Source organism: Tessaracoccus sp. ZS01 (assembly GCF_022342445.1).
GTDB lineage: Bacteria > Actinomycetota > Actinomycetes > Propionibacteriales > Propionibacteriaceae > Arachnia.
In genome coordinates this window covers 1-20,134 of record NZ_PQFE01000024.1, presented here as the reverse complement: position 1 = coordinate 20,134, position 20,134 = coordinate 1, and the positions used below count along the sequence as shown (strand labels likewise).

Sequence of the window (20,134 nt, the reverse complement as noted above, 5' to 3'; positions counted from 1 at the left end):
CACTGCGTGGGTCGGACCGCCGGCGAGCGGTCTACGCGGTGGCGCTGCGCAGGTCGAGGCCGAGATCCAGGACGCGGGGCGAGTGGGTCAGCGCGCCGATGGAGATGTAGTCGACGCCCGTCGCTGCGACGGCGTGGGCTGATTCCAGTGTCAGGCCGCCGCTCGCCTCGGTCTTCACGCCGGCCGGTCGGCAGATCTCGACGGCGGCACGCATCGTTTGGGGGGCCATGTTGTCGAGGAGGACGAGTTCGGCGCCGACCTCCACTGCCTCGCGGACCTGCTCCAGCGTGTCGCACTCCACCTCGACGGAGATGCCGGGCGCGGCGTGCTTCACCGCGCGGAACGCCGCCTCCACCGAGCCCGCAGCAGCGACATGGTTGTCCTTGATCAGAGCGGCATCGCCGAGCGCCATCCGGTGGTTCACGCCCCCGCCGTCCACGACGGCGGCCTTCTGCAGCGCCCGCAGGCCGGGGACGGTCTTGCGGGTGTCGCGGATCTTGGCGTCGGTGTCGGCGACGGCCTCGACCCAGCGGGAGGTCGCGGTGGCCACGCCGGACAACTGACCCAGGAAGTTCAGGAGCGTGCGCTCGGCCGTGAGCAGGGTCTGCACCGGGCCGGAGATGCGCAGCACCACGTCGCCGGGGGCCACGTGGGTGCCGTCCGGCGCGACGACCTCGGCGGAGGCGCTGGAACCGACCCTGTCGGCCAGCGTCTTGAGGGCGGCGAGCGCGGCGTCGATGCCCGAGATGACGCCCGCCTCGCGGCTGACGACCTCGGCGACACCCTGCGCTTCAGCGGGCACCGTCGTGAGGGTGGTCACGTCCGGCCCGTAGCGGAGGTCCTCGTCAAGGGCGATGTCGACGAGGCGCTGCAGCTCCGCCTGGGCTTCGGTGGTCGTCTCCTGCCGGGTGGTCATGCGGCGGTCCTTTCGACGGCGGGGAGGGGCTCGGCGCTGCAGGTCAGCGCGCCGTGGGTGAAGGTGACGAGGAGGCGTTGCGCCTCAGCCCGCCCGGGGAAGTCGGCGCGGCGGTGCGCGCCCCGGGACTCCTCGCGGGCGAGGGCCGCCGTCGCGATCGCCACGGCGACCGTATGGAGGTTGGTGGCGGTGAGGGAACGGTCGGTCAGCGTGTCGGTGGACGGGGCTGCCCCGAGGTCGCGGAGCAGTGTGGCCAGGCCGTCGGCGGTGCGGGCGACGAAGGCGTGGCGTTGCATGGCGGCGCGGAGCGCGGGCGTCGACGAGGGGTCGATGAGGCGCGGCTCGGTGCGGCCCTCCGGCTTCGCCACTCCGCGGTGCGAGGTGGGCTCGACCGGAGCGGCGGCCAGCAGCCGGCCCACGCGGTCGCCCATGACGAGGGCCTCAGTCAGCGAGTTGGACGCCAGGCGGTTCGCGCCGTGCAGGCCGGTGGCGGCGACCTCCCCGACAGCGAAGAGACCCGGCACGCTGGTCTCGCCGTCGAGCGTTGCGGCGACGCCACCACACGAGTAGTGCGCGGCGGGATGCACGGGGATGGGCTCGGTCACGGGGTCGACGCCCCGTTCCCGGCAGAGCGCCAGGATGCCCGGGAAGTGCGCCTCCCACGTGGCGGCCCCGAAGTGGGTGGCGTCGAGGAACGCGTGGGCCTGGCCGGTGGCGGTGAGGTGAGCGACGATCGCCGCGGAGACCACGTCGCGGGGAGCCAGGTCCTGAAGGGGATGGACACCCGCCATGATGCGGCGGCCCGACGAGTCGACCAGGAACGCGCCCTCGCCCCGAACGGCCTCGCTGATCAGCACCCCGCGGGCGGTGGCCGCCTCGTCCGCGAGGACGGTGGGATGGAACTGGACGAACTCGATGTCGCGCACGGCCGCGCCGGCGCGCAGGGCCGCGGCCACGCCGTCGCCCGTTGCCACCGCCGGGTTGGAGGTGACGGGCCACAGTTGGCCGATGCCGCCGGTGGCGAGCACGACGGCGTCGGCGCGGATGTCGAAGGGTTCGTCACCGAGCGCACGGATGCCGACGGCGCGGCCGCCCTCGGTCAGGATGTCGACGAGCCGTGTGTCCTCCAGGATGCGGACGGAACTGCCCTCCAGCGCCCGCGACAGCACCGCCCAGAGCGCGCGTTCGATCTCGGCGCCGGTGGCGTCGCCGTCGGCGTGGATGATGCGCCGGTGGGAGTGGCCGCCCTCGAGGTGCAGGTCCAGTTCCCCATCCGGCGTGCGGTCGAACTTCGCGCCCAGCTCGATGAGCCGCGTGATGGAGCCGGGGGCGGAGGTGACCAGGTCACGGACGACGGTCTCGTCGCAGAGGCCGACCCCGGCGGTGAGGGTGTCGGCGATGTGGGTCTCGAAGGAGTCGCCCGCGTTCCAGACCGCCGCGAGGCCGCCCTGGGCCCAGCCGGTGGCCGAATCGGTGACACCCGCCCGCGTGACGGCGATGGTGTCGACGCCCGCCGCGGCGAGGTGGAGCAGCGTGGACAGGCCGGCGGCGCCGGTGCCCACCACCACGACCCGCGCGCGCATCACTCGCCCGAGCCGGGGTTGCCGATCGCGATCATGCGCTCCACCGCCTGGCGGGCCTTGAGCGCGATCTCGGGCGCCACGTCTACCTCGTACGCCGCCGTGGTGGCCGGGTCGCCGAGACAGGCCTCGAGCTTCTCCGGCGTGATCAACTTCATGTACGGGCACGACGCCTGGGCGTTCACGGGGCGGAAATCCGTCGTCGGGTTGGCCTTGCGGAGCTGGTGCAGCATGCCGATCTCCGTGGCCACGAGCACCTGGCTACGCGTTTCGTTGCGCGCCATGTCGAGCATGCCGCCCGTCGACAACACATGGGTGCGGCCCTCCGGCAGTTCGCCGGATTCCGCCAGCCACAGGGCCGAGGTGGTGCAACCGCATTCCGGATGCACGTAGAGGCCCGCGTCGGGATTGCTGCGGACGGCGTCGATGAGGTTCGACGGAGAGATGTCGGCGTGCACGTGGCACTCGCCGAGCCACACCTGGATGTTCTTCCGGCCGGTGGCGCGGCGCACGTGGGCGCCCAGGAACTGATCCGGGAGGAACAGGATCTCGCGGTCCTCCGGGATGCTGCGCACGACCTCGACCGCGTTGGAGGACGTGCAACAGATGTCGGTGAGCGCCTTCACCTCCGCCGTCGTGTTGACGTAGGAGATGACGGCGGCGTCAGGGTGTTCGGCCTTCCAGGCGCGGAGCTGGCCGGCGTTGATGGTGTCGGCCAGCGAGCAGCCGGCGTTCTGGTCCGGGATCAGGACGCGCTTGGCGGGGGAGAGGATCTTCGCGGTCTCGGCCATGAAGTGCACGCCGGCGAACACGATGGTCTCGGCATCGACGGTGGCGGCCAGCCGGCTGAGGGCGAGGGAGTCGCCAACGTGGTGCGCCACGTCCTGGATGATGCCGGACTGGTAGTTGTGCGCCAGGATCACCGCGTCGCGCTCGACGGCCAACGCGTGGACGCGCTCCCGCCACTCCGCGACTTCGTCTGCGGTCCACTGCTCCCAGGTGCGGTTCAGGGTGAGCGTCATGGCGGTGTCCCTTCGTGGGTTTTCGTCTCAGAGGCGGAAACTTGCGTCACTGTAGCATGCGGCCATGACCAGCAGCCAAATCCGCGACTCCGCCGGGGTAGCCCTCTACCGCCACGAGGCGATCGGCGCGGTGCTGCAGGTGCGCGGCGGAGGCGCCGACACGAGGCTGTGCGTGCTGACGGCGATCCGGGGCTCGGCGCCTTTCGCCGGCGTGCCCGCGCTGCCGTCGGGGCCGGTGGAGCCGGGCGAAACCCTGGAGGCATCGGTGCTGCGGCACCTGGCGTCGAAGGTCGATGTCGCCGGGTTGGCGCACCTGGAGCAGTTGGGCACGAGTTCCGATCCCTCGCGGGACCCGGCGCAGCGCACCATCGGGACGAGCTACCTGGGGTTGGTGGCTGCGGGCGCCGAGCCGGAGCTACCGGACAACGCCGCCTGGGTGGACGTCGACGGCGTGGGGGAGATGGCCTTCGACCACCGGTTCGTCGTGGCGCACGCCGTGCGCCGGCTGAGGGCCAAGTTGTCGTACACGAACATCGGTTTCGCGCTGATGCCGGAGGAGTTCACGATCGCCGAGCTGCGCTCCGTGTACGTGGCGGCGCTGGGCCACGATGTCGCGCCCACGAACCTGCAGCGGGTGCTGACGCGGCGTGGGCAGCTGGAATCGACGGGTGAGCTGACCGTCTCAGGCGCGAAGGGCGGCCGGCCCGCGCGGGTGTTCCGCTTCGTTGACAGGGAACTGGTGGTGACCGACCCGTTCGCGGTGTTGCGGCCGGAGTGAGGGTGGACGCTCAGGGGGCCGAATCGCGCCAGGCCTCGATGAAGGAGGCCATGTCGCCCAACTCCTCCTGCGCGATCCCGTGGCCGAGGCCAGGGTACAGGTGCACGGTGGGGGTGGAGTGTTCCGGCAGCCACTGCGCGGTGTGGTCGATGAGCTCCTCTGCGAAGACCGTGTCGAGCGAGCCCCGGCCCCAGAAGACCGGCGGGCGCAGTTCGCCCAACCGGGCGTCGCCGTCGGAGCCGAACGGCGACACCACGCCGCTCAGGGCGAGCACCGCGTCGAACCGCTCCGGGCCCTGACGCAGCGCCTCCAGCGCGACGGAGGCGCCCTGCGAGAAGCCGAGCAGGGCCACCGACGGTGCGGTGCCGGCCTCCGCGTCGATCCAGCGCCGGACCGCGGCGGCGGCGTCGGCGATGACCTCGTGGGTGTTGCCCAGCGTGCCCATCGGGAACCAGGCGCGCCCGGGCATGGGCGCCGGCGGGGCGCCGGGAGCGGCCAGCGAGGCCACCGCGATGCCGCCGGGGAGGTAGGGGACCAGGCTGAACAGGTCCTCCTCGTTGGAGCCGAAGCCGTGCAGGAGTACCAGCAGGGGAAGGCCCTCCCGCTGCTCCGTGGACCACAGTGTGAGGGCGGGATCGATCATCAACTGGTCGGTCATGGATTCATCCTGTCAGGCGGGGAAAGTCAGCGGACGACGTCGTAGAGGAGGCGGGCGAACTGGCCGTGCGCCTGCGCCGAGACCAGCCGGAGGCGGTCCGACTCCAGGCGCCGCGGTAGGAGCGGGGCGCCGCCGGTGAGGGCGACGGGGGCGACCGACAGCGCGATCTGGTCCAGCAGCCCGGCGTCGAGGAACTGGCCGGCCAGGTCGCCGCCGCCGACCACCCAGATGTCGCCGTCGCCGGCCGCCTCACGGATTGCCCCGATGTGGTCGGTCACCGCACCGGAAACGAAGCGGACGTCCGCGCCCTCTGGCCGGGGCAGGCGGCGCGTGGTGAAGACGAAGGCGGGCCGCGACCCGTGGAAGTCCTGCCACTTCTCTGGGTGGTGCAGGATGTCGTCATGGTCGAGCACCCACTGGTACGTGGTGGAACCTTCCACCAGGACGGTGGCGCCGTCCGGGAACAGGCCCTCGTCGGGGTGGTCGCCGCCGTCGACCACAAAGAGCCAGTCCAGCGAATTGTGCTCGTCGGCGATCCAGCCGTTGATGCTGGTGGCGGTGTCGAAGAGGATCCTCCCCATGGCTCAGCCCGCCTGCACGGGTTCGGGGTCTGAGAACCGCTGTTCCGTGCCGGGGGTGCCGTCGTCGCGCACCCAGGCGACTGCAAGCTCATCCTTGGCGCCGAAGCGCACGAGGTGGCGGCCGACGACCTGCTCCAGCCGCTCGATGGTCTCGGCGTCGGGGCCGAAGACCTGCAGGACGAGGGTGTCGGTCTCCGCGGTGAGTTCAGCGCGGCCCATGTCGCCCAGTTGCACCCAGCCGGATTCGGTCTCCGCGGACCACTCGCCGCCTGCGCGGCGCCCCAGATGGCCGACCAGTTGCTTCCCGTACCGGGCGGGGCGCTCCGTCGTGACGGACGAGACGCTGCTCATACCTGCGGGTGCCGAGTTAGGTTCACCTAAGTTCATGCTCCCAGGCTAGCGTCAGACCGAAGCGCGTTCCACGAGTTCCATGTCGAGGACGACGCTGCGGGCCTTCTTGCCGTCGATCATCTCCATGGCCAACTGGGTGGCCAGCCTGCCCTGTAGGTTCATGGGCTGCCTGATGGTGGTCAGCGGTGGAGCGGTGGAAGCGGCCAGGCTGTGGTCGTCGAAGCCGATCACCGACACGTCGCCGGGGACGGACCGGCCGGCCAGGGAGAGCGCCCGGAGCGCGCCGGCGGCGATGCGGTCTGAGGCGGCGAGCACGCCGTCGATGGCAGGGTCGCGCTCCAGGAGCGTGCGCATGCTGTCGAAGCCGGAGGCCTCGTCCCAGCCTGTCCATACCGCGAGTTCCGGGTCGAAGGCCCCGCTCAACGCGGCCCGGTAGCCCAGCAGTCGGTCCACTGCCGCGGGGTTGTCCTGCGGGCCGTTGATGACGGCGACACGACGGCGGCCACGGGCCGTCATCCGGTTCCCGGCGAGTTGGGCGCCCGCCACATCATCCGCGTAGACGCTCGCGAAGACCCCCAGGTAGGGGTGGCCCTCCACCTGGCCGCAGAGCACGACTGGGAGCGTGCCCTCGCGCAGCGCCTCGAGCATGTCGCCGCCGACGTACGGCGAGATGGAGATGACGGCGTCCACCGCGCGTCGTTCGAAGTGGCGCAGGGCGCGCCTGTGCTCCGCGTCGGACCAGGCCTGCAGCAGCACCGGCATGGTGGAGGTCTCTGCCAGGCCTTCGGTGATCCCGCGCAGCACGGTGAGGAACGTCGGGTCGCTGAAGAACTCGTCGAGGGGCTCGGTGACGAGGATCGCGATGGTCTCCGAGCGGCCGACGGCCAGGGCCCGGCCCATCTTGTTCATCACGAAGCCGGTCTCGCGCACCGCTTCGCGCACCCGCTCCTTGGTGGCGGCCGTGACCTGCGCGGAGTCGTTGAGCGCCCGGGACGCCGTGGCCCGCGACACTCCGGCCACGCGGGCGACGTCGCCGATGGTGGCGCGCTTGATCGAGTCCAACTCCGCCCCCTTCCTGTGCTTGTGCAGCCCTATTCTCGCATCCATGGAGTCATCGCGGTGCCACAGAAAGAAACCGGTTTCATTTTGGGCACCCCCGGCGTGACAGCGCGGTGGGGGTTATGTATATTGAGCCAATGAAACCGGTTACATTTCAGCGGTGACCGGTGAACGACTTAAGGAGATCGAGTCCATGACCGACCCGCGTGACTGGGAGAACCCCTCCCTCACGGGGCGCAACAGGCTCCCGGCCCGCGCCTACTTCTTCGGCTACGCCACCGAAGAGGACGCCGCCACCCGCGACCGCAGCCGGTCGCGCGGCTTCGTCAGCATGTCAGGTGACTGGCAGTTCCGGTTGTTCGACAACCCGCTCCGTGTGCCCGCCGCCTTCACCTCCGCGCACCAGGATGGGTGGGACACCGTCACCGTGCCGCACCTGTGGCAGCTCGACGGCTACGGTCACCTCCAGTACACCGATGAGGGCTATCCGTTCCCCATCGAGCAGCCCCGCGTGCCGGCCGACACCCCCACCGGTGCCTACCAGCGAGTCGTGCCGCTGAGCCGGCCCGCCGACGGTGAACAGGTCATCCTCAAGATGGACGGCGTCGAGTCCTACGCCGAGATCTACCTCAACGGCGACTTCGTCGGCATGACGAAGGGCTCCCGCCTCACCGCGGAGTTCGACATCACCGCCCACATCGTCGACGGCGACAACCTCTTCGCGGTCAAGGTGCTGCAGTACTGCGACGCCACCTACATCGAGGACCAGGACATGTGGTGGGCCTCGGGCATCTTCCGCGACCTCTACCTCATCACCCGCCCGCAGGCGCGCCTGACGGACTTCTTCGTCCGCACGCACAAATCCGGCGACTCCGCCGAGGTCACCCTCACCGCAGAGGCCGACGGCGCCCGCAGCATCGAATGGAGAATCGCCGACGGCGACACCACCGTCGCCAGCGCCACGCTCACCCCCGGCGACACCGTCACGGTCACCGTCGACAACGCCACCTTCTGGAACCCCGAGACGCCGCACCTCTACGACATGACGCTCACCGTCATGGGCGACGACGGGGTCAGCGAGCACGTCCCGCACCGCCTCGGCCTCCGCGAGATCACCATCGACGACGGCCTCATGCACCTCAACGGCGCCTACTTCATGATGCACGGCGTCAACCGTCACGACCACGACCCGGAGAAGGGCCGCGCCATCTCGATGGACCGCGCACGCCGCGACCTGGAGCTCATGAAGCGTCACAACATCAACGCCGTGCGCACCGCGCACTACCCCAACGACCCGCGCTTCTACGAGATGTGCGACGAGCTCGGCCTGATGCTGATCGCGGAGACCGACCTGGAGTCGCACGGCTTCGCCAACGTCGACGACCTGGCCAGGGTCACCGACGATCCCGCGTGGGAGGCGCCCTACGTGGACCGCATCGAGCGCCACGTGCTCGCGCAGCGCAACCACGCGTCGGTGCTGATCTGGAGCCTCGGCAACGAGTCCGAGTTCGGCTGCAACATCCGCGCGATGTACCACCGCGCCAAGGAGCTCGACCCCACCCGCCCCGTGCACTACGAGGAGGACCGCAACGGTGAGGTCGTCGACATCGTGTCGACGATGTACTCCCGCGTGCAGCAGATGAACGACTTCGGCGAGCACCCGCACCCGAAGCCGCGCATCAACTGTGAGTACGGCCACTCGATGGGCAACGGCCCGGGCGGCCTGTCCGAGTACCAGGAAGTGTTCAACAGGTGGGATTCCATCCAGGGGCACTTCATCTGGGAATGGGCGGACCACGGACTGCTCGACCGCAGCCGTAGCGGCGGGGCGGTGGGGGAGAACGCCTTCTACGCCTACGGCGGCGACTACGGCGACTACCCCAACAACAAGAACTTCTGCATCGACGGCCTCGTCTTCCCCTGGCAGCAGCCCAGCCCCGGCCTCACCGAGTACAAGCAGGTCATCTGCCCCGTCCTCGTGACCTGGAGCGACGGCGTGCTCAGCGTGCGGAACCGACGCTGGTTCACCGACCTCAGCGACATCGAGATCCGCATCGAGACCTCCGTCGACGGCGTGCCCGCCGCGCCCGTGACTCTCACGCCCCAACCGGTCGGCCCGGGCGAGACCTGGACCACCGAACTCGCGCTGAACCTCGGCGACGGCGCCCCGGCCGCCGCGGTCGCCCGCGTCTTCTCGACGGAGGCCCACACCTGGGCCGACGCCGGCCGCGAGCTCGGCGTCCACCAGTTCGCCGTCGTCGACGCCCTGCCCGCAGCGCCCGCCGTGGCGCCGCGCCTGGACACGGCCGAGGAGGAGTTCACCCTCACGGTCAGCACCGGCAACGGCGAGCTCGTGTTCGACACGGTGAACGGCGACCTCCTCTCCTGGCGCACGGGCGGCCGCAGCCTGGTGGCCGCGCCGCTCCGCGTCGGGTTCTGGAAGCCGCTCATCGACAACCACCAGCAGGAGGCCGACGAGCACTGGACCCCCCGGCACATCGAGATCATGCAGAACTCGGCCCGCAACGTGACCTGGCGCCTTGACGGCGAGGCCGTCGTCGTCGAGCACGAGGTGCGGGTCGCCCCGCCGGTGCTGGACTTCGGCATGCAGTGCCGCGTCACCTGGCGCGTCGGCGGCGACGGTGTCGCCACCGTCGCCGTCAACGGGGAGCCCTACGGCCACTACCGCGACATCATCCCGCGCATCGGCGTGAGCCTCGAGGTGCCGGGCGAACTGCAGCAGCTGGCGTGGTTCGGCCGCGGGCCGGGGGAGAACTACCCGGATTCGAAGGCCGCCAACACCATCGGCTTCTGGGAGACCACCGTCGACGCCATGGAGACGCCGTACGTCTACCCCCAGGACTACGGCAACCGCGGCGACGTGCGCTGGGTGACCGTCACCGACGAGGCCGGCAAGGGCCTCCACGTGAGCCGCCCCGCGGACCAGGCGCCGTTCCACTTCTCCGCGTGGAACCACACGTGCCAGGACATCGACGACGCCCAGCACCGCACCGACCTGGTGCGCCGCGACAACGTCACGCTCAACCTCAACGACCAGGTGATGGGCCTCGGCTCCAACTCCTGGGGCTCCGAGGTGCTCGACGCCTACCGCACCCGCTTCGAGGCCTTCGACTTCGAGTTCACCCTGCGACCCACCGAGGAGAACTGACATGCGACTCTTCACAGACCGGGCCACGATGCACGAGGTGATGGGCGGCCACAAGAAGTGGCGCCGCACCCTCCAGGCCCTGGAGAACGCGCCGTCGCTGCAGAGCGGGGTGGCCTACTCCATCGTCGACTCGCTCACCTACCGCAAGGACCGTACCGCCGAGCTCGCCACCGAAGAGCTCGTAGGTCGGCGCCGCTACCACGGTGTGGTCGCGGCGCTGGACGGCGATGTTGACGTCGCCGTCGCCCCCAAAGCCGACCTCGTCGAGGTCGGCGCCTACTCAGACCTGACCGACCGCCAGCCGTTCCGCGGGGAAGCCGAGGTCGTCACCGTCCCGAAGAACGGGGTGCTCGTCGTCGACATCGACGAGGCGTTCCGCGTCCTTCCCACGCCCGACTCCGAAGCGGTGCTGTTGCACGTTTCGGTCGAGGGCGCCACCTTCCACAATAAATAGACGCTCAGGGAGAGAGTCACACCATGACCATTACCAACCGCGGGCGGATCGGCATGTTCGCCCTGCTCACCATGACGGTGGCGGCGGTGTTCAACATCCGTAACGTCATCAACAACAACGTGGCGATCGGGCTGGCGTCGGCACCGGCGTTCTTCTTCGCAACGCTGCTCTACTTCATTCCGTTCACCCTGGTCATCGCCGAATTCGTGGCGCTGAACAAGAACTCTGAATCCGGCGTGTACCAGTGGGTCAAGACGTCGATGGGCGGCCGCTGGGCCTACCTCACCGCGTTCACCTACTGGTTCGTGAACCTGTTCTACTTCGCGTCGCTCCTGCCGCTCATCCTCGTGTTCTCCTCCTACCTGTTCTACGGCGAGGAGAAGCAGCTGTCGCAGGTGTGGATCACCGTGCTGTCCATCATCATCTTCGCGATCGCCACCTTCGTGTCCACCAAGGGCGCCAAGTGGATCGGGTCCGTCACCTCGATCGGCGCCACGCTGGTGCTGGTGCTGACCGTCGCGTTCATCCTGCTGTCGGTCGCCTCGCTCTTCGGCGGCGTGGAGCCGGCGACCCCCATCTCGGTGTCCACCATGGCGCCCGACCTGTCGACCTTCGCCATGGCCTGGGGCTTCTTCGGCACCTTGGCCTGGATCATCCAGGGCGTGGGCGGCGCCGAGTCGTCGGCCGTGTTCCTCAACGACCTCCGCGGCGGCGTCAAGGCCTTCGTCCGCACCATCGTCATCGCCGGTATTGCGATCGGTCTGCTGTACGCCGCCGCCTCGCTGCTGATGAACGTGTTCGTGCCCGTCGGCACGCTGGACTACTCCAACGGCCTGTTCGTCGTCATGGGCGCCGTCGGCGAACACTTCGGCCTGTCGGCCGACCTGGTCAACCGCGGCCTGGGCCTCATCCTGCTGGCCGCCACCCTCGGCTCGCTCCTGATGTGGACCTCCACCCCGGTGAAGATCTTCTTCTCGGAGATCCCGGCCGGGATCTTCGGCGGCAAGCTCGTCGAGCTGAACGAGGAGGGCATCCCGTTCCGCGCCGCCTGGCTGCAGTTCGCCATCGTGGTGCCGATCCTCGTCATCCCGGCGCTCGGCTCCGGCAACATCAACGACCTGCTCGGCATCGTCATCAACATGACTGCGGCCACCGCGCTGTTGCCACCGCTGCTGATCCTGCTGGCCTACTGGGTGCTGCGTCGGAAGTACGACCATGTCACCCGCGACTTCCGCATGGGCCAGAAGGGCTTCGGCCTGGGCGTGGCCACCTTCCTGCTGGTTGTGTTCGCCTTCGTGTTCATCGCCGGCACCACCCCCACCGGCCAGCCGCTGTGGCTGACACTGACCTACAACGTCGGCGGCGTCGTCGTGTTCCTCGGCCTGGCCATCATCTGGTACGAGCGCTACATCAAGCGGCTCCGGGCCACCGATCCCGCCGCTGCCGCAGCGGAGCTCGAGCCCACGGCCGAGCAGATGCTGCGCGGCGACTACGTGGCACCGGTCAACCAGGCGGACCCCACGGTCGTCGGCTGACCTGACAGGAAACGGGTCCGGGAGGTCTTACTCCCGGGCCCGTTTCGTCGTTGATGGGGCTCGGGGCTCACCCACGCGTGACCCCATTCTGTGCCTCACGAATGGCAGCAAGCGTTCCCGGTTTGACCGCGATGCTGTCGCTCAGAGCCTTCCCCCACGCTCGGCCGAACTTCTCCATGACGTCGCTGTTGACGATTTGAGCTGAGATCCGGCTCGTGAACTCGTCGAGATCTGCGCTCTTGACCAGGTCGGCACTCACGCGCTCCAGCGCGTTGAAGTCGGCGAGCTGGGGAGCCATCGAACTCCGGATCGTTGCTGCAACCGACTCCCTGATCGAGCGCATGGTCTCTTGCATCTGGGGAGTCATGACAAGCCGACCGAGGTCCTCCTTGCCGAGGCCGACGAAGTAGTTCGCAGCGATCCGAGATCCGAGCGACGCGTAGGAGGCGACTCGACGCGCGACGGCCTCCGGGTCGATGCCTGCGATCTCCATCAGCCGCGAACATCTAGGCATCTGATTAGGTCTCGACCTATCCAGCCAGAACGCTGCGTGAGATATTGCCGCTCGGGTCAGTCGGAGCCTAGCTACGGCGGCTGAGCCGCACCGCGAGGTCTACCGTCAACGCCGCGGACCAACCGAAGACGGTGGTGGCACGGGGCGGCTTGGCCCCGGTGTCCGGGCGGAAGTACTCGTTGGGCCCGTGCTCAGCCACCAGCTCGACGGTGGCGCGCTCGATGCGCTCCGCCTCGGCAGTGCGGCCGCGGGCGCGCAGTCCGGTGGCCACCAGCCAGTTCGTGTTCACCCACACCGGGCCGCGCCACATGCGCGTGGGGGAGAAATCGTCGTCGCGCACCGCGACGGTGGGCAGCGGGTGGGGGGTGGCGAACCGCTGCGGGTCGTTGATCGCCGCCAGCAGGCCGTCGAGCAGGCGCTCCGGCAGCCCGTCGACCAGCACCGGCATGAGGGAGACGATGGTCTCTGAGGTCACCGGGTCGCCGTGCTCGCCGATGCTCGGGAAGAACACCCGCCCCTCGTCCCACGTGCCGGCCAGCGCCGCCACGGAGCGGTCGGCACGGGCGCGGCACCTCTCGGCCGCCCCCACCTCGCCGCGCTCCTCGAGCCAGCCCGCCAACAGGCGGTCGGCGAGGACCAGGTAGCTCGTGAGATCCGGGGACACCAGGATGGCGTCGTGGTCGAAGACCGGCGAGTCATCCAGGCCCGACGAATAGGGATGCAGGTACGCCGGGTGCCCCGCGGGGGCGGACGTGGAGTACCACCAGTCCTGCGCGGCCAGCATGGTGGGGAGGAACTCGTCGATCACCTCGGGCCCGGCCTGCTCGGCCAGCAACGCCACCGCCAGCGCGGTGAGCGGCGGCTTCGTGAGCGGGACGCGGGCGTGCGCCAGGCTGGGGGAACCCATGCGGCGGAGGTTCTCGAGGTCGCCGGGTGGCAGGTCGTCGGAGGAGGCCAGGATGCCGTGCTCGTGCACGACGTCGGGCAGTTGGCCGTCGTCGCCGGGGTAGGCCAACGCGATGCGGAGCTGCTCGGCGGCCAGCCCGATGTCGCCGTGGCGCAGCCCGATCGCCATGAAGTAGGCGTCCCACTGCCACAGCCCGACATACCCGATCTTCGACGGCACGACGGCGCGCCGCAGCCCGTCCGGGGCGTCGAGCATGAGGGTGTTGGCGCCCAGCACCCACCAGCAGAAGCGGGTGATGTCGCGCCACCGCTCGTCGACGGTGGGGCACTTCGCCATCCAGCGGGCGAGCTCACCAGCCACTTGGGACGGCCCGTCCTCTGGCGGCCGCGCGATCCGCAGCCTGGTCTCGGCGCGGTTGACCGCACCTTCCACCCGGAACCCGGGCGGGAGCTCCACCACCACCTCGTCGTCGGCGGTGACGTAGAGGTGGGCCCCGCCCCGGAAGGTGATGCGCAAGGGGTCCACCAGTTCGACGTCTGCGGGGCCACCTTCGCCGTCGACGACGCGGAGGCCGCTCACGGCGATGCTGTCGGCGAGCGCCCGCTCATAGGCCGCCCGGTACACGGTGAGCCCGTCGTCGGCGCGACGCACGAAGAGCCGCGAGCCGCGCACGGTGTACGGCACGTGGTCCAGGTCGAACCAGTGGGCGAGGTCGAGCCCCAGATCCTGCATGTGCTTCTCCTTGTGGTCTGCGGCCTCAGCGGCCGCCGAGGCCGGAGGTGGCGAGCGACTCGATGATCTGGCGCTGGCCGATCACGAAGGCGATCAGCATCGGCACCGTCGAGAACGCGGTGGCCGCCATCACCAGGCCGTAGTTCATGCCGCCGTACTGGCCCTGGAACTGCGACAGCAGCAGGGGCACGGTGAACAGCTCGGTGGAGTTCAACAACACGAGCGGCAGCAGGAAGTTGTTCCAGGCGTCCAGCGCCACGATGATCGCCAGCGCGCCCAGGCCCGGGCGGATGGCCGGCAGGATGACGGTCCAGTAGATGCGCCACCGCGAGGCGCCGTCGATCATCGCGGCCTCCTCGAGCTCGATGGGGACCGACTGGATGAACTGGCGCGCGAGGAACACGCCGAACGGGTTGACCATGATGGCCGGGATGATCAGCGCGAGGTGTGAATCCACCCAGCCGAACTGCGCCATCAGGAAGTAGAAGGGCACCAGGGTGACCTGCTTGGGCACCATCTGCATCGCCAGGAAGACCCAGAAGAGGGTCTTTGACCCCTTGAACGGGATCCGCGCGAAGCCGTAGGCGGCCATCGACGCGGTGAGGAGCGTGCCGAACACCACCAGGACGGTGATGTAGATCGAGTTCGCGTACGCGCGGCCGAACGGCAACGCGTTCCAGGCGTCGGCGAAGTTGGTCCAGACCCACGGGCTCGGGATCAGCGACAACGGGTCCTGCAGCAACTGCGGCAGGCCCTTGAACGAGGTCAGCAACATCCAGATGAACGGGGCGACCATCAGCAGGGCGATCGCGAACACCAACGGGTGCTTGAGCCAGCCGAGCCAGACCCGTCGACGAGGGGTTGCCGGCGTCGGATCGGCGGTGGGGGCGGTGGCGGTGGGAACGGTGGAGGCGGTCATGGCTCAGCCCTCGTAGTGGACGAACTTCTTCTGGGCGCCGAACTGGATCGCGGTGATCACCAGGGTGAGGGCCAGAAGGACGATGGAGGCGGCGCTGGACAGGCCGAACTGCGACTTGGCGAAGCCCAGGTCGTAGATGTGGTAGACGATCGTGCGGGTGCCGTTGTCCGGGCCGGCGTTGTTGACCAGGACGAAGACGAGGTCGAACGTCTGCAGCGACGAGATGAAGGCGACGACCGATTGGTAGAAGACGATCGGGCTCAGCAACGGCAGGGTGATCTTGAAGAAGCGGGAGACGGGGCCGGCGCCGTCGATGGCGGCTGCTTCCAGCACGGACGGTGAGATGGACTGCAGGCCGGCCATGAAGATGACGATGTTGAGGCCCAGCGAGGACCAGATCGTCACGAGGCACACGGCCAGCAGGGCCAACCAGGGGTGGCCCAGCCAGTCGATCGGCTCGATGCCGAACGTGTTGGTCAGGAAGCCGCTGATCACGCCGTCGGCGCGAAGGAGTTGCTGCCAGATGAGGGCGATCGCTACCGCGCTGGTGACCACGGGCGCGAAGAACAGCACGAGATAGAACGCGCGTCCCTTGATCTTGTTGAGCACGGTGGCCCCGACGATGGCCAGGAAGAGGCCGATCGGCACGGTGACCACCGCGATGACCAGGGTGTTGATGATGGCGCGGCCCAGCAGTGGACTGCTCAGCTGGTCCCGGAAGTTCTCGAACCCGATGAAATCGGGCATCCCGAAGCCGTTCCAGTCGGTGAAGGCGAGGAGGAAGGCCGCGGCAAACGGGATGAGGGTGAACAGGAGCATGCCCAGCGCCTGCGGCGCCACGAAGAACATCCCCCAGTACTTGTCCATCTCCCGCCAGCCGCGCCGGGACGGGGCGGGCCCCGCCCCGGTCACAGCTGTGGAGGTCATGACTTGGTCTTCTCCTCGACCAGGGCGGCCACCTCGTTGAGCGCGGTCTGCGCGTCCTTCTTGCCCTCGTACAGTGGCTGCATGTATTCCACCGAGATCTGGTTGCTCAGGTCCGGGACGGCGGCCTCGGTGGCGAAGTTGGAGTAGCCCATGTCGCGCATGTCGAGCATGGTCTGGGCGTGCGCCGGGTAATCGCCGCTGAGGACGATGTCGTCGGCCCCGTTGATCGACGGGACGGCGTTGCCCTGGCCCTCGAGGCGCAGGCTCTGGCCCTCGGCATCCAGGAACGCGGAGAAAAAGGTGAGCGCTGCCTCCGGGTCGGCGGCCTTCGCGTTGATCGCGAGGTAGGAGGCGGCGACGCCGGTGGGGGCGGCCTTGCCGTCGTGGGTGGGCCAGCGGACGATGTCGTAGAGGGCCTCGTCCACGCCCGCGCCGCGGATGGCGCCGATGGTGTAGCGGCCCGCTGCCAGGAAGCCCAGCTTGTGGGTGACCAGCAGGGTCTCGGAGCCGGCGCCTTCGGGCAGGAGGTCGGCGAGCTTCATCTCGCCGCTCTGGAAGCGCCGGGCGTAGTTGTCCATGGCTTCGACCGACTTGGGGTCCTCGTGGGCGACGTAGTTGCCGTCGCCGTCGTAGACCTGGCCACCGTTGGTGGTCATGAAGCCGTCGTGGGTGGCCCAGTAGTTCCAGTACACGGCGCCGGTGAGGCCCGCCGCGGCGAGCTTGGCGGTCATGTCGAAGAAGGCCTCGTTGGTCCACTCGTCGTTCTCCGCCAGCGTGGCGGGATCATCCGTGATGCCCGCGGCCTTGAGCGCCTCCTTGTCGTACCAGAGGGTGTCCGGGTTCACGTCGTTGGGCAGGGCGTAGAGCTTGCCGTCCCAGCGGGCGATGTCGAGGACGTTCTTGCTGAAGTCGCCCTCCTTGACGGAGGCGCCGTCGACGGGCATCAGGACGTCGTTGCGGATGACGGAGGCGACGCGGTCGTCGCCGATGTAGAACACGTCCGGCCCGGTGCCGGAGCTCAGCTGGGTCAGCAGCTTGGAGTGGTACTCGGAGTACGACGGCGTGGGCTGGAAGACCAGTTCGATGTCCGGGTGGTCCGCCTTGAACTGCTCCTGGAACCGGTCGAAGCTCTTCAGGTCCTCGGGCGAACCCCAGGTGGACCAGACGACCTTGCCGGCGCCCTTCTGGCCGCCGGTGCCGGAGCAGGCGGTGAGTGTGGGGCCCGCGACGGCCGCCGCTGCGAGGATGCCGGCGAAGCCGCCGAACTGGCGGCGCGTGAAGGTGGTCATGGGGTGCTCCTGTCTCGGGTCAGCGATGACCCTGTGTCAATGGCGGTGGTGTCCGGAACCGGTTCGGCCGGCTCCGGGGGACTGTGGGTGATGTGCTCGAGGAGCGCTGGATCGGTGGTGTCGGCTTGTCCTGCGCGCAACCCGACGAAGGTGGCCAGCAGGATCAGGGACCCGCCGACGATGAGGCGGGCCGTGAGGGTTTCGCCGCCGAGGGCCACGGCGAAGGCGGAGGCGAAGACGGGCTCGAACGTCATCATCAGGGCCACCCTGGTGGGCGTGATGTGGCGTTGGGCCCAGGTCTGGAGGAGCATCGTGACGACGCCCGCGAAGATGGCGGTGTAGAGGATCGCCCCCCACACCGTCGCGTCGGCCGGGATCCGGTAGGCGCCCGGTAGTCCGAGGAACGCGCAGGTCACGGCGATGCCGATGAGCTGCACGACCGTGAGGGAGATGGCGTCCATGCTGCGGGACCAGCGGTCCAGCATCACGATGTGGAGCGCGTACAGGGTGGCCCCGACGAGGGTGAGGGACTCGCCGACGCCGCCGGAACCCACGCCGGAGAGGCTGAGGATCGCCAGCCCCACCACCGCGATGCCGACGGCGACCCAGGTGATGCGGGTGAGCCGCGCCTTGAAGGCGATCCACAGGATGATGGGCGTCAGGACCACGTAGGTGCCGGTGATGAAGCCGGAGACGGACGCGTCGGTGTGTTGCAGGCCGACGGTCTGCACGATCTGCGCGAGCCCGTACAACCCACCCAGCGCCAGGCCGATCTGCCATTGCTGGGCCGTCAGCCTGCGGAGTCGCCGCCAGAACACGACGGCGGGGATGACTGCGCCGATGGAGAACCGGGCCGCCAGGAAATCGATGGGATCGATCTTGTCGACGGCGTCCTTGATGATGAAGAACGTCGAGCCCCAGATCGCGGTGACGACGAGGATGGCCACAGTGGCCAGCGACGCCCTGCTCCCTCGTGTGCCCACGGTTGTTCCTCCTCGAATGAAACCGGTTACATGCTAGGCGACGCCGTGAGCCGATGCAACCGGTTTCATTTTCGGCGTGCTCCGACGGGGCCGGGTTTCGGGAGGGCTTAGCGCTCGGAGGAGGGACGCAGCAGCGGGTACAGGATGGTCTCGCGGATCCCGACGCCGGTCAGCATCATGATCAGGCGGTCCACGCCCAGGCCGAGGCCGCCCATCGGCGGGACGCCGTACTCGAGCGCCTCGATGAAGTCCTGGTCGTACTCCATGGCCTCATGGTCGCCCGCGGCGGCCAGCTTCGACTGCGTCATCAGCACATCGCGCTGGATGACCGGGTCCACCAGCTCGGTGTAACCGGTGCCCAGTTCGACGCCGCCGATGATCAGGTCCCAGGCTTCGACCTTGCCCGCGTCGCTGCGGTGTCGGCGGGCCAACGGTTGGGCGATCGAGGGGTAGTCGTAGACGAAGGTGGGCTGCAGCAGGCCGGGTTCGACGAGTTCGCCGAACAACTCCATCACCATCTTGTCCGCGGCCCACGCCTTGTCGTACTCGACCTCATGAGCGTCGGCGAACCTGTGCAGCACCTCGGCCGGGGTCTCAACAGTGATCTCCTCGCCTAGCCGCTCGGAGAGCGCGGGGAAGACCGACAGCCAGCTCCACTCGCCGTCGAGGTCGATGACGCCCTTCGGCGTCTCGAACTGCCGCGAGCCGACGGCGTCCGCCGAGGCCAGGATGATGTCTTGGATGAGTAGTGCGATGGTGCCTTGGTCCCCCCAGGCCTGGTACGCCTCGAGCATGGTGAACTCCGCTGAGTGCGTTGAGTCGATGCCCTCGTTGCGGAACACACGGCCGATCTCGAACACCCTGTCCGCACCGCCAACCATGGTCCGCTTCAGGTGGAGTTCCAGCGCGATGCGCATGGTCATGCGGATGTCGAACGCGTTGATGTGGGTCTCGAAGGGACGCGCCGCGGCGCCGCCGTGAATGAGCTGCAGGATGGGGGTCTCGACCTCCATGTAGCCCTGCCCGTACAGCGTCTCCCGGATGGCCCGCGTGATGGCCGAGCGCTTGCGCACCATCTCACGCGCATCGTCGCGGACGATGAGGTCCACGTAGCGACGGCGGACCCGCGACTCCTCGGACAGGTCCTTGTGCATGACGGGCAACGGGCGCAGCGCTTTGGCGGCCATCCGCCACTCGCTGACCATGATCGACAACTCGCCGCGCTTCGAGACGATGACGCGGCCGGTGACCCAGACGAAGTCGCCGAGGTCTGCGGTGTGCTTCCACTCCGCGAGCGCCTCTTCGCCCACCTCCGCCAGCGACAGCATGATCTGGAGCCGCTCGCCGTTCTCCTCCGGCGTGAAGCCGTCCTGCAGCGTGGCGAACGCCAGCTTGCCGGTGTTGCGGATGAACACGACGCGGCCGCCGGTGGTCACGACGTCCTGGGTCTCCTCGCCGGCCTCCAGATGGCCCCACTGGGCGCGGATGTCACGCAGGGTGTGGCTCCGGGTCAGATCTGCGGGGTAGGCCTCGATCCCCTGTTCCAGCAGGCGGGCGCGCTTCTCCTTGCGGACGACGGTCTGCTCGGAGTCGGTGGGCTGCACGTCAGGGGTCTCAGTCACGCGGGTCATCCTACCGTCGCGGGTGCGGGACGCCACTTTCGCCGGGGGCCGCGGCTAGGCTGGCGGAATGAGCCAGCCCCCGCAAGGCCACGGACAGCCGCAGATGCCTGCTCCGCTCCCCTCAGGCGAGCCCACCCG

The 20,134-nt window shown here is 69.0% G+C and carries 18 protein-coding genes; 4 read left to right on the top strand and 14 right to left on the bottom strand.

Features of this window, described 5'->3' with window-relative positions:
* Positions 1-31: 31 nt before the first annotated feature.
* From nadC to nadA, 3 genes are read right to left on the bottom strand one after another with little or no spacing between them, the layout of a single operon-like run.
* On the bottom strand, positions 32-916 hold the full coding sequence (gene nadC, locus C3E87_RS13980; protein WP_076064022.1) for a carboxylating nicotinate-nucleotide diphosphorylase: 885 nt from the start codon (positions 914-916) through the stop codon (positions 32-34).
* Positions 913-2,499, bottom strand: coding sequence for an L-aspartate oxidase (gene nadB / locus C3E87_RS13975; protein WP_076064020.1), 1,587 nt, complete (start codon positions 2,497-2,499; stop codon positions 913-915). Before nadB ends, nadC begins: the two co-directional genes overlap by 4 nt.
* Positions 2,499-3,518, bottom strand: a complete 1,020-nt coding sequence (nadA, locus tag C3E87_RS13970) for a quinolinate synthase NadA (protein ID WP_076064018.1) — start codon at positions 3,516-3,518, stop codon at positions 2,499-2,501. Before nadA ends, nadB begins: the two co-directional genes overlap by 1 nt.
* A gap of 64 nt (positions 3,519-3,582) precedes the next feature.
* Between nadA and C3E87_RS13965 the strand changes: the two genes are divergently transcribed.
* Positions 3,583-4,296, top strand: coding sequence for an NUDIX domain-containing protein (locus C3E87_RS13965; protein WP_076064016.1), 714 nt, complete (start codon positions 3,583-3,585; stop codon positions 4,294-4,296).
* 10 nt (positions 4,297-4,306) lie between these two features.
* Here C3E87_RS13965 and C3E87_RS13960 read toward each other — a convergent pair whose 3' ends face one another.
* From C3E87_RS13960 to C3E87_RS13945, 4 genes are read right to left on the bottom strand one after another with little or no spacing between them, the layout of a single operon-like run.
* A complete protein-coding gene (locus tag C3E87_RS13960) occupies positions 4,307-4,954 on the bottom strand; it encodes an alpha/beta hydrolase (protein ID WP_076064015.1) in 648 nt (215 codons plus the stop codon).
* A gap of 26 nt (positions 4,955-4,980) precedes the next feature.
* Positions 4,981-5,535, bottom strand: a complete 555-nt coding sequence (locus C3E87_RS13955; RefSeq protein WP_076064013.1) for a dihydrofolate reductase family protein — start codon at positions 5,533-5,535, stop codon at positions 4,981-4,983.
* Positions 5,536-5,538: 3 nt separating this feature from the next.
* On the bottom strand, positions 5,539-5,922 hold the full coding sequence (locus C3E87_RS13950; RefSeq protein ID WP_198928326.1) for a DUF2218 domain-containing protein: 384 nt from the start codon (positions 5,920-5,922) through the stop codon (positions 5,539-5,541).
* Positions 5,923-5,937: 15 nt separating this feature from the next.
* The gene (locus C3E87_RS13945; RefSeq protein WP_198928325.1) at positions 5,938-6,948 is read right to left on the bottom strand and encodes a LacI family DNA-binding transcriptional regulator; all 1,011 of its coding nucleotides are present in this window, start codon (positions 6,946-6,948) and stop codon (positions 5,938-5,940) included.
* Positions 6,949-7,138: 190 nt separating this feature from the next.
* Here C3E87_RS13945 and C3E87_RS13940 point away from each other — a divergent pair, with 190 nt between their 5' ends.
* From C3E87_RS13940 to C3E87_RS13930, 3 genes are read left to right on the top strand one after another with little or no spacing between them, the layout of a single operon-like run.
* On the top strand, positions 7,139-10,114 hold the full coding sequence (locus tag C3E87_RS13940) for a glycoside hydrolase family 2 (protein WP_076064007.1): 2,976 nt from the start codon (positions 7,139-7,141) through the stop codon (positions 10,112-10,114).
* Between the two features lies 1 nt (position 10,115).
* Positions 10,116-10,568, top strand: coding sequence for a hypothetical protein (locus C3E87_RS13935; RefSeq protein WP_076064005.1), 453 nt, complete (start codon positions 10,116-10,118; stop codon positions 10,566-10,568).
* A 23-nt stretch (positions 10,569-10,591) separates the two neighbouring features.
* Positions 10,592-12,103 (top strand): amino acid permease, encoded by a 1,512-nt coding sequence (locus tag C3E87_RS13930; protein WP_076064003.1) that lies wholly within the window; start codon positions 10,592-10,594, stop codon positions 12,101-12,103.
* A gap of 67 nt (positions 12,104-12,170) precedes the next feature.
* Here the strand turns inward: C3E87_RS13930 and C3E87_RS13925 are convergent, their stop codons facing one another.
* From C3E87_RS13925 to lysS, 7 genes are all read right to left on the bottom strand, one after another.
* Positions 12,171-12,596: a hypothetical protein gene (locus C3E87_RS13925; RefSeq protein ID WP_076064001.1), complete on the bottom strand. Its 426-nt coding sequence runs from the start codon at positions 12,594-12,596 to the stop codon at positions 12,171-12,173.
* 88 nt (positions 12,597-12,684) lie between these two features.
* The gene (locus tag C3E87_RS13920; protein WP_076064000.1) at positions 12,685-14,256 is read right to left on the bottom strand and encodes a hypothetical protein; all 1,572 of its coding nucleotides are present in this window, start codon (positions 14,254-14,256) and stop codon (positions 12,685-12,687) included.
* A gap of 25 nt (positions 14,257-14,281) precedes the next feature.
* The gene (locus C3E87_RS13915; RefSeq protein ID WP_076063999.1) at positions 14,282-15,175 is read right to left on the bottom strand and encodes a carbohydrate ABC transporter permease; all 894 of its coding nucleotides are present in this window, start codon (positions 15,173-15,175) and stop codon (positions 14,282-14,284) included.
* A 3-nt stretch (positions 15,176-15,178) separates the two neighbouring features.
* The gene (locus tag C3E87_RS13910; RefSeq protein WP_198928324.1) at positions 15,179-16,102 is read right to left on the bottom strand and encodes a carbohydrate ABC transporter permease; all 924 of its coding nucleotides are present in this window, start codon (positions 16,100-16,102) and stop codon (positions 15,179-15,181) included.
* Positions 16,099-17,391: an extracellular solute-binding protein gene (locus tag C3E87_RS13905; protein ID WP_076063997.1), complete on the bottom strand. Its 1,293-nt coding sequence runs from the start codon at positions 17,389-17,391 to the stop codon at positions 16,099-16,101. Before C3E87_RS13905 ends, C3E87_RS13910 begins: the two co-directional genes overlap by 4 nt.
* Positions 17,388-18,374 (bottom strand): DMT family transporter, encoded by a 987-nt coding sequence (locus C3E87_RS13900; RefSeq protein ID WP_083665692.1) that lies wholly within the window; start codon positions 18,372-18,374, stop codon positions 17,388-17,390. The genes C3E87_RS13905 and C3E87_RS13900 overlap by 4 nt, the downstream gene beginning before the upstream one ends.
* A 107-nt stretch (positions 18,375-18,481) precedes the next feature.
* A complete protein-coding gene (gene lysS / locus C3E87_RS13895; RefSeq protein WP_076063993.1) occupies positions 18,482-20,005 on the bottom strand; it encodes a lysine--tRNA ligase in 1,524 nt (507 codons plus the stop codon).
* Between the last annotated feature and the right edge of the window lie 129 nt (positions 20,006-20,134).